This is a genomic window from Cytobacillus oceanisediminis 2691 (assembly GCF_000294775.2).
Taxonomy (GTDB): Bacteria; Bacillota; Bacilli; order Bacillales; family Cytobacillaceae; genus Cytobacillus; species Cytobacillus pseudoceanisediminis.
In genome coordinates this window covers 2,381,003-2,393,882 of the sequence record NZ_CP015506.1, presented here as the reverse complement: position 1 = coordinate 2,393,882, position 12,880 = coordinate 2,381,003, and the positions used below count along the sequence as shown (strand labels likewise).

Genomic DNA, 12,880 nt, shown 5'->3' with positions numbered 1-12,880 from the left:
GTTAAAAACAAGCATTCTCCTCCTCTTTTTATAAGAGATTCTTCTTAAGAACTTATCTTTATTTATAATAATTATAAAAAAGTATTGATTTTACATTGAGAAATGTTATCATTATGAATGTAGCAAGCTATTAAACTTTTATGAGGTGATTATAGAATGACAAATAAGAATAATCTAACTACAAGCTGGGGCGCCCCTGTTGGCGACAACCAAAATTCAATGACAGCTGGCTCTAGAGGGCCTACTTTGATTCAGGATGTACACTTGCTGGAAAAACTGGCCCATTTCAACAGAGAACGCGTGCCTGAGCGGGTAGTTCATGCCAAAGGTGCTGGCGCACATGGCTATTTTGAAGTTACTAATGACCTCACTAAATATACAAAAGCCGCATTCTTATCAGAAGTAGGCAAAAAAACTCCTTTATTCGTCCGTTTCTCAACTGTTGCGGGTGAATTGGGCTCTGCTGATACTGTACGCGACCCACGCGGTTTTGCGGTTAAGTTTTATACAGAAGAAGGCAACTACGACCTTGTAGGGAACAATACGCCTGTATTCTTTATTCGGGATGCAATTAAATTCCCTGACTTCATTCATACACAAAAGCGTGATCCAAAGACACATTTAAAAAATCCGACAGCCGTTTGGGACTTCTGGTCCTTATCACCTGAATCGCTGCACCAGGTAACCATCTTAATGTCAGACCGCGGCATACCTGCAACCCTTAGACATATGCACGGATTCGGCAGCCATACATTTAAATGGGTAAATGAACAAGGTGAAGGTGTCTGGGTTAAGTATCACTTTAAAACGGAACAGGGCGTTAAAAACCTTAGCGTGGACGCTGCAGCGAAAATGGCTGGAGAAAACCCTGATTACCATACAGAGGATTTATTTAATGCAATTGAGAATGGCGATTTCCCATCATGGAAGCTATGCGTGCAAATCATGCCGCTTGAAGATGCGAATACTTACCGGTTCGATCCATTCGATGTAACAAAGGTATGGTCACAGAAAGACTATCCATTAATCGAAGTAGGACGCATGGTACTGAATAAAAACCCTGAAAACTACTTTGCTGAAGTTGAGCAGGCTACTTTCTCTCCTGGAACGCTCGTGCCGGGGATTGATGTTTCACCTGACAAGATGCTCCAGGGCCGTCTGTTCGCCTACCATGATGCACACCGCTACCGCGTAGGTGCGAACCATCAGATGCTGCCAATCAACCGACCTAAGAACGAAGTGCAAAACTATCAGCGTGACGGTCAGATGCGCTTTGACAACAATGGCGGAGGCTCTGTTTATTACGAGCCGAACAGCTTTGGAGGACCTACTGAGGCACCGGAGCACAAGCAGGCTGCATACCCTGTTTCCGGTTTAGCCGAAAGTGTTGCATATGATCATAACGATCACTACACACAAGCCGGTGATCTATACCGCTTAATGAGTGAAGAGGAACGCTCCCGTCTTGTGGCAAACATTGTTGCTGCCATGAAGCCTGTAGAAAAAGAAGAAATTAAGCATCGCCAGATACAGCATTTCTTTAAAGCGGATCCTGATTATGGTACACGTATTGCTAAAGGTCTTGGCCTGGCAGTTCCGCAGGGAGTTAAGTGAACCATTAAAAATAGCGAAAGGTGCCAATAACCTAATTGGCACCTTTTTTCCGGGTGAAGTGTTAGTGTGCCCCCCCTATTTGCTGATCCCCAACATAACTTCCTTCCTGGTTATCCTTTGTCTTCCTTGTGTAAGATTGGCTTCATGTCCATCTAAAGAAGCTTCCTGTCCCCCCTGCCCATTACAAGCAAGAGGAGGAACTAAATGAAGCAACAGCCAAAATGGCAGATGCCACCCCTTAAGAGCATGAGGAGCATCTTGAAAAAATGGGCGAAGTCCAGGAGCATCTTGATGATGGCGGCTTTTTATTCTCTGGATATTAAAATTGAGAAAGCAGCGCGGGTGGTCTCCCTTTGGAAATGGTCCTTCAAGGTTAATTTGGGAAATAGAAATAATAGAAATAATAGCTAAATCAGGGAATTATATGGATTCCATGATTTAGCAGATTCTTTCCGCCTATATTTCAATGCCATAAAATCAACACCCAGCTTTAATAGAGCCTTTAATTAAGAAAGGGCAGACTCCAACTTATCCCAATAATCGAATTACATTTTTCACAAGAAATAACTTTAGATAGAAAAAACAGTATAAATCTAGTAAGATATCCACATGGAATATTAGAGAAGGGGTAAAAAAAATGAGCGTATTAAATGTACAAAATTTAAGTCACGGTTTCGGTGATCGTGCGATTTTCAATGATGTGTCTTTTCGACTTTTAAAAGGTGAACACGTTGGACTAGTTGGGGCAAATGGAGAGGGTAAGTCTACTTTCATGAATATTGTTACCGGGAAGTTACAACCCGACGAGGGGAAAGTTGAGTGGTCACGAAAAGTTCGTGTTGGTTACTTAGATCAGCATGCTGTACTTAAAAAGGGCACTACGATGCGTGACGCTTTGAGTACTGCTTTTCAATATCTTTTTGATGCTGAATCAGAGATCAATGAACTTTATGCAAAAATGGGTGATGAAGGTGCTGATATCGATGCATTACTTGCAGAAGTTGGCGAGCTGCAAGAAACTTTAGATAGTAATGATTTCTATCAAATTAATTCAAAAGTTGAGGAAGTTGCTCGTGGCCTAGGATTAGACGATGTTGGACTTGATCGTGATATAGATGATCTCAGCGGTGGGCAGCGTACGAAAGTTTTACTAGCAAAGCTTTTGCTGGAAAAACCTGAAATCCTATTACTAGACGAGCCTACAAACTATTTGGATGAACAGCATATCGAATGGTTGAAGCGCTATTTACAGGAATATGAGAATGCATTTATCTTGATTTCACATGATATTCCATTCTTGAACAATGTTGTTAACTTGATCTATCACATGGAAAACCAAGAGTTAAATCGCTATGTTGGTGACTATGATAACTTCTTAAAAGTATATGAAATGAAAAAGCAGCAGCTAGAGGCTGCATACAAGCGTCAACAACAAGAAATTGCTGATTTAAAGGATTTCGTTGCTCGCAACAAGGCAAGTGTTGCGACTCGTAATATGGCGATGTCTCGTCAAAAGAAGCTCGACAAAATGGAAATTATTGAATTGGGGAGAGAGAAGCCGAAACCAGAGTTTATTTTCAAAGAAGCTCGTGCAGCTAGTCGCTGGATTTTCACGACTGAAGATCTTGTTATTGGTTACAATGAACCACTTTCACGCCCTCTGAATTTAAAAATGGAACGCGGACAAAAAATTGCATTCGTGGGAGCTAACGGTATTGGTAAGTCTACTCTTTTAAAAAGTATTCTTGGATTGATTAGTCCCATTTCGGGTAAAGTGGAACGCGGTGAGTATCAATACATCGGTTACTTCGAGCAGGAAGTTAAGCAGGCCAACTACAACACTTGTATTGAAGAGATTTGGAGCGAGTTCCCAAGTATGAATCAGGCTGAAGTTCGTGCTGCTCTGGCAAAATGCGGATTAACGACGAAACATATTGAAAGTAAAATCGAAGTCCTTTCTGGCGGCGAAAAAGCCAAAGTTCGATTGTGTAAAATTTTAAACACAGAAACGAATTTATTAATTCTAGACGAACCTACCAACCACTTGGATGTGGAAGCAAAAGAAGAGTTAAAGCGAGCTTTAAAGGCATATCGCGGAAGTATCTTGATGGTATCCCACGAACCTGATTTCTATCGTGAAATTGCGACCGATATTTGGAATTGTGAGGATTGGACTACGAAAGTTTTTTAATTTCAATAAACAAGTTTAAATGGTATTAGGTCAATAAAGTAGATACAATCACAATCCCCTGCGGCGCAGGGGGTTTTTTCATTTCAGGTCGCCATTTTATCAGGTTCAAACATTGTTCACAAAAAATTCTTATTTACCTTCAAGTGCTACATATAAACATTCTATTAAGATACTCTGGCCATTTCCTATATATGGATCACTCAAAAGCAATACAGGCAATGATTTCTTCGTGTATAATAAGGGAAGTTTTCAATAATGGAAGCGGTTAATTTTGGTGAAAAATAATTGGCAAAGGACTTATAACATCCATGACAAAAAAGAAGATTGCCTGGATAACAGACAGCACTGCTTATATTTCTGAGGATCTGCTCGAACACCCTGATGTTTATATTGTGCCTCTATTAATAACATTCGGTGAGGAGTCATTTGAAGATGGTATTGATTTAAACACAGATCAGCTGTACAGCCGGATCCGGACTGAAAAAGAAGTTCCTAAAACTTCACAGCCTTCTGCCGGGAGATTTGCTGAACTATTTGAAACATTGAAGATTGAATATGATGCTGCGGTCGCTGTACATGTTTCCAGCAAATTAAGCGGTACGATGAACAGCTGCCTGGCCGGATCTGAGCTGGCAGGGTTCCCTGTTTCGGCAGTTGATTCAAAATGCATGTCTTATGCTATTACGTCTTTAATCTATAAAGGATTAAAGCTTGCTGAGAATGAAATGCCAGTACATAAGATTGCTGAAATCCTTCAAAGTGAGGCAGACAAATCTGAGAATTATATCTTGCTTGGCAGCCTTGAGCAATTTTATAAAGGCGGCAGAATGTCAGGAACACAATATCTGCTGGGAAGCATATTAAAAATAAAGCCAATAATCCGCATTAACCGGGACGGTGCGTTTGAATTGTTTGATAAAGTCCGTTCGGATAAAAAAGCAATTAAAAGAATGATAGAATTGCTCGGGGATGCTTACGAAAGCCACACCATTCCTCAGGTTCAAATCATGCATGGGAATGTGCGGGGCAAAGCGGAGGAACTGGCAGAGGAAATCAAATCACACTTTCCCCGCCTCGATATTATCATTGGTGAAATAAGCTCAACCATTGCTGCCCATGCAGGCGAAGGTACAATCGCCATCATTTGGCAGAATGAAAAGTAGAAAAAAGCACTCTCCCTACGGAAAAAGGGAAAGTGCTTTTTTCTATTCAATCCATGTATACATGTACTTTTCATCTTCTATTAACTTAGCTTTTTTCACCAATTTTAATGGCCTGAATGTATCAATCATAACAGCAAGCTCAAGAGTTTCCTTTTTGCCAATGCTTGCTTCAGTCTTCCCGGGATGAGGGCCATGAGGAATCCCGCTCGGATGAAGAGTGATGGAGCCTTCCCTGATACCCTTTCTGCTCATAAAGTTGCCTTCCACATAATAAAGCAGTTCATCACTATTGACATTGCTATGATAGTAAGGGGCAGGGATGGCCTCTGGATGGTAGTCATATAATCTGGGAACAAAAGAACATACAACAAAATTATGTCCTTCAAATGTCTGATGAACTGGCGGGGGCTGATGGACCCTCCCAGTAATCGGTTCAAAGTCTTCAATATTAAATACCCACGGATAGAGATAGCCGTCCCAGCCTTCCACATCAAGCGGATGATGATTCAGGATATGAGAATGCAAATATCCCCTTGTTTTCGTAATGACTTCATGTTCCCCTTTTTGATCATATGTTTCCAAGGTCTCTGGTCCCCGAATATCTCTTTCACAGAAAGGACTATGTTCGAGCAGCTGCCCATATTCATTTCGATATCTTCTTGGTGTTGTAATTTGGCTGAAGGACTCCACCAGGAGTACTTTTGTCAATTGCTCATGGTCCGGAATCACCCTGTAAATAGTGCCTATCGGAATTATGACATAGTCCCCCGGACGATAGGTTAAGGTTCCGAACATAGTCTCAATTTTTCCTGTTCCATAGTGAATGTAAAGCATCTCATCGCCATCACCATTCCGGTAAAAGCTCTTCATCGGCTCTGTAATATTTATAGTGCCTATTAAAAGATCATCATTCCCAAGCAGATATTCCCGGGCTGAAAGTGCATTTCCTTTCTTTTCGATTTGATCTGTGAACAAATGGCGGTGCTTCAAGCTTTCCTGCTCCTCATACTCGGGAACATATTTTCCTATCAGCTTAGTACGTGCTACTTCTGTCGGCATGTAGTGATGATAAAGAATGGATTGGGTGCCGGAAAAACCTTTTGTCCCCATAACCTGTTCCCTGAAAAGGGTTCCATCCGATTTTTTGAAAGTCGTATGCCGTTTGTGCGGGATTCTTCCCATTTGGCGATAAAACATGTTTTCCACCTCACTTGTTTGCAATTCGATTTTTTAAGACTCCCAGATTTCCAATCTCAAGCTCAACTTCATCCCCTTGTTCAAGCCAGCGGTGCACATCTGTGCCAAGCTCAAGGATGCAGCCGCTGCCAACAGTCCCAGAGCCTATCATTTCACCAGGGCAAAGGGTTACACCGTCAGAAGCCCGCTCAATCATTTCGTAAAAAGAATAGTAGAGATCCTGCATATTCCCCTCTGAGAGAAGAGTTCCATTTACTTTTGCTGTCATCGGCAAATCATAGCCGTTTTCAACACGGAAATGCTCCAGCTCATCTTTTGTAACGATATATGGCCCTGTACTAGTGGCAAAATCCTTCCCTTTTGCAGGGCCAAGACCTACCTTCATTTCTTTGCGCTGAATGTCTCTTGCGCTCCAATCATTCAAGATGCAATAACCAAAAATATAATCATCCGCTTCAGAAGCTTTGATATCCCTTCCTTCTTTTCCAATGATACAGGCAATTTCCAGCTCATAATCAAGCCATTTGCATTGACTGGGGCGTGAAATTTCTTCATTCGGCCCCTTGATGCTTAAATGATTTGAGAAATAAAAAACTGGTATGTCATACCATTCGGGTATCATATCAAGTCCGCGGTTAGCTCTTGCCGTTTTTACATGTTCCTCGAAAGCATAGAAATCCCGGAAGCTTTTTGGATTGGGAAGTGGTGCTTTTAAGGTGACTTCCGATAAAGAATATACCCCTCTATCAGTGTCCTTCAGTTTTTTGCTGGTTGATAAGTATTCCATAAAAAATTCATGGTTCTCCAGGAATGCCAGCATGGTTTTGGGAAGAACACCATTGGTCGCTTCATGCATATCAACGGCATACTCCTTATTCTTCAGCCAGCCAGCTCTAATGGATCCATCTGATTTTTGAAAAGTTATGAATTTCATAGCATCACCTTGGCTCTGTTTTTCGGATTAATTCAAATACATCCGTCATCGGCCTGGTATAAATATGTCCTGCCATTCGGCCAACTGGCTTTAGTTTCTCAGAATTAATCCTTCCATTTTCATATAGCTCTTCAGCAACATGCACATGCTCCACTTTACCAATCACCAGGCTTCCTGAGCCAGGTCGTTCTCCAAAATGAAGTACCTGATGGAGACTGCATTCCAAGTGAACTTTTGATTCTTTCACCCGAGGAGGATTCACAGCGGCACTTTTTTCTTTAGTGAGCCCAGCGGCAACCAGTTCGTCTGTACCAGCCGGGTAATCCGCTGCACAAATATTCATCTTTTCGGTAAAGTCTTCACTGACTATGTTAATAACGAATTCCTTTGTTTCTTCGATATTGGCAAGCGTGTCTTTCTTAGAGCCATCTGTCCCTTTTCGCATCGGAGAAAAACAAATCAGCATCGGATCTGCACATATGGCAGTAAAAAAGCTAAATGGAGCTGCATTTACATTTCCATCCGCATCCATAGTGGTAACAAACGCAATGGGACGCGGCAGGATAGAACCAACCAGCAGCTTATAAGCGTCATTCCATTCCAGACTGGCAGGATTTAATTCCATACACCTTACACCGCCTTTTCATTTAGAAGTTTGTTTATCACATCCATGGCTGCTTCATTATCTTCCCTTGTGCCTAAAGTCATCCGAAAAGCATCAAGATATCCCTCAAGCTTCATTTGCCGGACAACTAAGCCATTGGCAATCAAGTTCTCCGCTATTGGATACTGACTAAAAATATAAATAAAGTTGGTTTGGGAAGGAAAAAAGCGAACCTGTAAATCATTTAACTTCTGACTCACAAATTTCATCTCTTTGGCATTTTTTTCAGCACATTCCCTTATAAAGCCTTGGTCATGTAATGCCGCTGCAGCGGCTGCCTGTGCTAGATGATTGACATTAAAAACATCTTTCACCTTATGAAGCTCATTCACTATCTCGAAATCCATGATTCCATAGCCGACACGGAGACCGGCAAGACCGTAAATTTTGGAAAAAGTCCTCAGAATGATTAAATTCGGCTTCTTTTCCAAAAGTGAAATAGAGTCAAGATAATCTGAAGATTGCACATATTCATAGTAAGCTTCATCTAGAATAATCAAGATATTCGAAGGAACTTTTTCGATGAATTGCAGAAGTTCTGTTTTACCGACTATGGTTCCTGTAGGGTTGTTGGGATTGCAGATAAATATCATTTTTGTTTTTTTGCTGACCTGTGCATACATGGCATTTAGATTATGTGTGCCATTTTGCAGCGGGACAGTAATAGCACTGCCTCCTTCAATCAGGACGTTTGTTTCATAGCGAGGAAAGGTCATCTGTGCCATAATAGCCTCGTCTCCAGTGCTTATGTATGCTCTAGTCAATAAACGGATGATTTCTTCTGATCCATTGCTTACAAGAAATTTATCTTGATTTATATTGTAGAATCCGGCCAGTTTGCGCTTGAGCAGGGAAACAGTTCCGTCCGGATAAAAATAAAGGCTATTCATCGCCTTGCTGATGCTGTTCTTTACTTCTGGTGAACAGCCATACACATTTTCATTATCAGACATTTTCCGGACAGCCATTAAATTGAACTTTTCTTTGATCTCTTCCGGCGAGCTGCCAAGCGGATAAGAAACAATCTTCTCCACGGCGCTTTTTGTCTGGATTCTGGCCATCTGTGTTGCCTCCTTCTTAATTATTAAAAAAGGGAGAAAGTATCTCCCCCTCAAAAATAAAAAATACATAATCTTGGAATTCCATTACTGTTTAACTGCTGCGCCTACCCCCCTCATGGTGAAGGGGGCGGGGCATTCCTCTTTTCTATTTATAAGTTTCCCCGTCTTTCCTGCTCGCGTTCAATTGATTCGAAGAGTGCTTTAAAGTTGCCTTCACCAAATCCCCGTGCACCTTTACGCTGAATGACTTCAATGAATAGGGTCGGACGGTCTACAATTGGCTTAGTGAAAATTTGAAGCAAATACCCTTCGTCGTCACGGTCGACGAGAATGTTTAATTCTTTCAATTTATCAATCTCTTCATCAATCTTTCCTACACGTTCAGAAAGCATTTCATAGTAAGAATCAGGTGTACTTAAAAACTCCACCCCATTCTTGCGAAGGATGCTGACAGTGCTGACGATATCCTCTGTCAGGATCGCCAGATGCTGCACACCAGGCCCGTTGTAGTATTCCAGATATTCCTCAATCTGGGATTTGCGCTTCCCTTCTGCAGGTTCATTAATCGGAAACTTTATCCTGCCGCCATTATGCATAACCTTGGACATCAGTGCGGAATATTCTGTTGTAATGTCTTTATCTGTAAAGTGTTTCATTTCCTTAAAGCCCATTACATTTGCATAATAATTAACCCATTCCTCCATTCTTTCTACGTTTCCAACCACATGGTCGATTCCGATAAAACCGGCATCTTCAAATGGAACTTCAGTTTGATAAGGCTCAAAGCCAGGCATAAATACCCCTTTATAGTCATTTCGTTCGACAAGTGTGTGAATTGTATCCCCATATGTACCAATAACTGCTTTTTTTACTGTGCCATGCTCATCCTTTATCTCAAAAGGCGGCTGTATTTCAATTGCGCCTCTTTCGACTGCAGCATTGTAGGCTGTTTCAACATCATCGACTGCTAAAGCAATATCTTTTACGCCATCCCCATGCTTTTTAATGAAATTCGATACTCTGGAACTGTCATTTAAAGTTCCGGTTATAACGAGGCGGATCTTTCTTTGCTGAAGAACATAAGACACCGTTTCCCTATTGCCTGTTTCCAAACCAGAATATGCAACTGGCTTAAAGCCGAAAGCCGTGCAGAAATAATGGCAGGACTGTTTCGCATTCCCAGAGTAGATTTCTAAATAATCTACCTCCTTCACTGGAAAGAAATCGGCTTTCTTTTGCTCCCTTAACATTTTTTCATCTTGCATACTAACGCCTCCATTTCAAATATTAGTAATATTTTGAATTTATCATATATGAAACCTGCAAACGTTCTCAAGAGTTCAAGTTAAAGCTATAATGCACTTCTGCATTAAAGTAAGTTACACTTTTAATTTTTGCTCATTTATGCTTTTGGGCGGGATGTGAATAGCCTGATTCCTTAAAGCTTCTACAGCTTCAAGCAAGCCTTCATTTACACTGGGATGGGGATAGTTCGGGAAAATTAGATCTTCATCCCTGGCAGCCATTTCCAATGCCGTAATGCCGGCTGAAATTAGCTCTATTGCCCCGGTGCCTACCATGTGGATTCCCAGAAGAACTTGCTTTTCCTTGCAGCTGATCACTTTTATAAATCCTTCTTTTTTTCCGGACAAAGTGCTGAATCCGTTGGCAGACAATGAAAATTGGCCAATTTCAATATCGTTGCCCAAGTTAATTGCTTCCTTTTCCGTTAACCCGGCACTCGCAATAGCAGGCTGTGTATGAGCTACTATCGGGATGAAATGGAAATCTGATTGAGATTGAATCCCTGCAATCGCTTCTGCAGCTGTTTTTCCTTGTTTAATTGCTTTAACAGCAAGTGCAGGGCCTTCTGTAACATCGCCGACAGCAAAGATATGTTTCTGTGTTGTCCGGCTTTGAGCATCCACCTTAATAAACCCCGCTGCACATTGTTCAACCCCTATTCGGGAAAGACCCAGCTGATTGGTGTTTGGTCTGATTGTAGTTGAAACAAATAAATGTGTGCCTGAAATTGTTTCTATTTTTCCCTTCAATTCAAAAGTTACTGTAAACATGTCCTCCTTAAACTGTAATTCCAATACTTCCGAATTTCTTACAACGTCTATCTTTTTCTTTTTTAAAATCCTCTTCAGTTCCCGGCAAATGGATTGATCGAAATCAAAATCCTCTTTCCCATCATCAAGGATCATAGTTACTTTGGATCCCAGGGCCTGAAAAGCCATACCAATTTCAAGCGCAATATAGTCACTGCCATAGATTAATAGTTTATCGGGTATTTCACTCAAATCCGAAATGGAATGCTGATCAAATACCAGTTCACTTAACTCTCTGGTCCAAGGTGGTTTTTCTGGTGTTCCGCCGGTCGCAATGATTGCATTCCTGAATCTGAAAACATCAAATTTGTCTCCTTTTTCGATGCCAACCTTATCCTCAGACAGAAAAAAAGCTGACCCAATAAGTATTTCAATTTTATTGGCTTTACAGAGCGCTTCAACTCCTGTGCGGAGCTGTTCAATTTTCTTCTGTTTGTATTGCTGAAGCTTATTGAAATTAAACGATATATCTCCTCCTTCAAGCCCCCAATTTTTCCCCTCTAGAAATGAAGTGAATTTTTCTGCAGACTGTGTAAGGATCTTTGAAGGTATGCAGCCTTTATTTAAACAAATCCCGCCAAGCTGGTCCTGTTCAACCAAGGTAACACTGCGTCCAAGCTGAGCGGCACGGATCGCAGCATGATACCCTCCGGGGCCGCCTCCGATAATGATGACATCGCGCTCATGTGCCAGTTCTCCAACTACCATTTATACCATCTCCAGAACAAGCATTTTTGGATTTTTAATCAGTTCAGCAAACCGGTTAGTAAAGCGAACAGCTGTCGCCCCGTCTGCAACTCTATGATCAAAAGACATAGAAATATTCATCATTGACCGGATCACAATCTGGTCATCGTCTGTGACAACAGGCAACTTTTTTGTTTTATGAAATGATACCAGTGCGGTTTGCGGATGCTGAATAATCGGTGTCGCTCCAAAGCTTCCGCCCAGGGGTCCCACATTGCTGATCGTGAATGTCCCGCCAGATATTTCTTTTACAGAAAGCTTATTTTCCACCGCCTTTTCTGTGAGCTGTTTCATTTCCGCATGAATTTCTCTGATTGTTTTGTTCTCAACATGCTTAATGACCGGAACGATGAGCCCCTCATCCGTATCAACCGCAATACCGATATGGTGTACACTTGCTAAATGTATTTCTTCCTTTTCTTCATGCAGGACTGCATTGAACACAGGAAATTCTTTCAGGCATATTGACAATGCCTTCAGGAAAAAGGCTGTTGCAGATATATTTTGGTTTTGGTTTTTTAGTTCTTTTCTGAAAGTGATCAGCTCGGTTACATCGATTTCTTCAAAATGGGTGCAATGTGGAATGGTATAGAGGGATTGTGCCATTTTTCTGGCAATCTGTTTCCTTCTGCCCCTAAACGGAATGATTCCTTTTTCAGCAGGAGGGCTTAATATTGTATCCATCGAAACCGCTGGCTCCTGTTCAGCTGGGTCAGGCTTACTCTGTCCGGATGCTAAGTATTGATAGATGTCTTCATCCAAAATACGTCCGGCAGGACCTGTCCCTGTAATATTCTCAATGTCTATCGAATTTTCCCGTGCTATTTTTCTCGTAAATGGAGATGCAAGCACCCGTTTTCCTTTGAATGAGGCAAAAGATTGCAATGGCTCATTCAGCTTATGAGAGTTTGCAGGATGAGAAGTGACCTTCACTTTCTCCATGCCATCATGTCCCGACGCCTCTAAAATTAAAATGGTCGTCCCCACTGTAATCGTCTCGCCGGGCTCCACTTTAAATTCCTTAATAATTCCCGCTCTGGGAGCAGGTATTTCAGCAGTCATTTTATCAGTCTGTACTTCAACTAGCGGATCATCGGCTTTCACTGCATCCCCTGGTTTGACTAAAAAGCAATTGATTTCTGCTTCTGTCATGCCTTCTCCAATATCGTGAAGTTTCACTTCCATGGCTTCTCCT

Annotated in this window: 11 protein-coding genes; 4 read left to right on the top strand and 7 right to left on the bottom strand. The window is 41.6% G+C overall.

Annotated elements, in window-relative coordinates; all coding sequences use genetic code 11:
• Positions 1-156: 156 nt before the first annotated feature.
• From katA to A361_RS12170, 4 genes are all read left to right on the top strand, one after another.
• The gene (gene katA, locus A361_RS12185; protein WP_019382982.1) at positions 157-1,614 is read left to right on the top strand and encodes a catalase KatA; all 1,458 of its coding nucleotides are present in this window, start codon (positions 157-159) and stop codon (positions 1,612-1,614) included.
• A 204-nt stretch (positions 1,615-1,818) separates the two neighbouring features.
• Positions 1,819-2,025: a hypothetical protein gene (locus A361_RS12180; RefSeq protein WP_019382981.1), complete on the top strand. Its 207-nt coding sequence runs from the start codon at positions 1,819-1,821 to the stop codon at positions 2,023-2,025.
• A 226-nt stretch (positions 2,026-2,251) separates the two neighbouring features.
• Positions 2,252-3,805: an ABC-F family ATP-binding cassette domain-containing protein gene (locus tag A361_RS12175; RefSeq protein ID WP_009334734.1), complete on the top strand. Its 1,554-nt coding sequence runs from the start codon at positions 2,252-2,254 to the stop codon at positions 3,803-3,805.
• A 308-nt stretch (positions 3,806-4,113) separates the two neighbouring features.
• The gene (locus A361_RS12170; protein ID WP_019382980.1) at positions 4,114-4,968 is read left to right on the top strand and encodes a DegV family protein; all 855 of its coding nucleotides are present in this window, start codon (positions 4,114-4,116) and stop codon (positions 4,966-4,968) included.
• 42 nt (positions 4,969-5,010) lie between these two features.
• On the opposite strand, the gene A361_RS12165 is transcribed toward A361_RS12170, so the two are convergent.
• From A361_RS12165 to A361_RS12135, 7 genes are all read right to left on the bottom strand, one after another.
• Positions 5,011-6,165, bottom strand: coding sequence for a homogentisate 1,2-dioxygenase (locus tag A361_RS12165; protein WP_019382979.1), 1,155 nt, complete (start codon positions 6,163-6,165; stop codon positions 5,011-5,013).
• Positions 6,166-6,175: 10 nt separating this feature from the next.
• Entirely contained in the window at positions 6,176-7,099 is a 924-nt protein-coding gene (locus A361_RS12160; protein ID WP_019382978.1) for a fumarylacetoacetate hydrolase family protein, read from the bottom strand.
• 4 nt (positions 7,100-7,103) lie between these two features.
• Positions 7,104-7,724, bottom strand: coding sequence for a flavin reductase family protein (locus A361_RS12155; protein ID WP_019382977.1), 621 nt, complete (start codon positions 7,722-7,724; stop codon positions 7,104-7,106).
• 5 nt (positions 7,725-7,729) lie between these two features.
• Entirely contained in the window at positions 7,730-8,824 is a 1,095-nt protein-coding gene (hisC, locus tag A361_RS12150) for a histidinol-phosphate transaminase (RefSeq protein ID WP_019382976.1), read from the bottom strand.
• A 149-nt stretch (positions 8,825-8,973) separates the two neighbouring features.
• Positions 8,974-10,089 (bottom strand): 4-hydroxyphenylpyruvate dioxygenase, encoded by a 1,116-nt coding sequence (gene hppD / locus A361_RS12145; protein WP_009334741.1) that lies wholly within the window; start codon positions 10,087-10,089, stop codon positions 8,974-8,976.
• 114 nt (positions 10,090-10,203) lie between these two features.
• Positions 10,204-11,646 carry a dihydrolipoyl dehydrogenase gene (gene lpdA, locus A361_RS12140; RefSeq protein ID WP_019382975.1) on the bottom strand — a complete coding sequence of 481 codons (1,443 nt, stop codon included), beginning with the start codon at positions 11,644-11,646 and terminating at the stop codon, positions 10,204-10,206.
• Positions 11,647-12,870: a dihydrolipoamide acetyltransferase family protein gene (locus tag A361_RS12135; RefSeq protein ID WP_019382974.1), complete on the bottom strand. Its 1,224-nt coding sequence runs from the start codon at positions 12,868-12,870 to the stop codon at positions 11,647-11,649.
• Positions 12,871-12,880 lie beyond the last annotated feature (10 nt).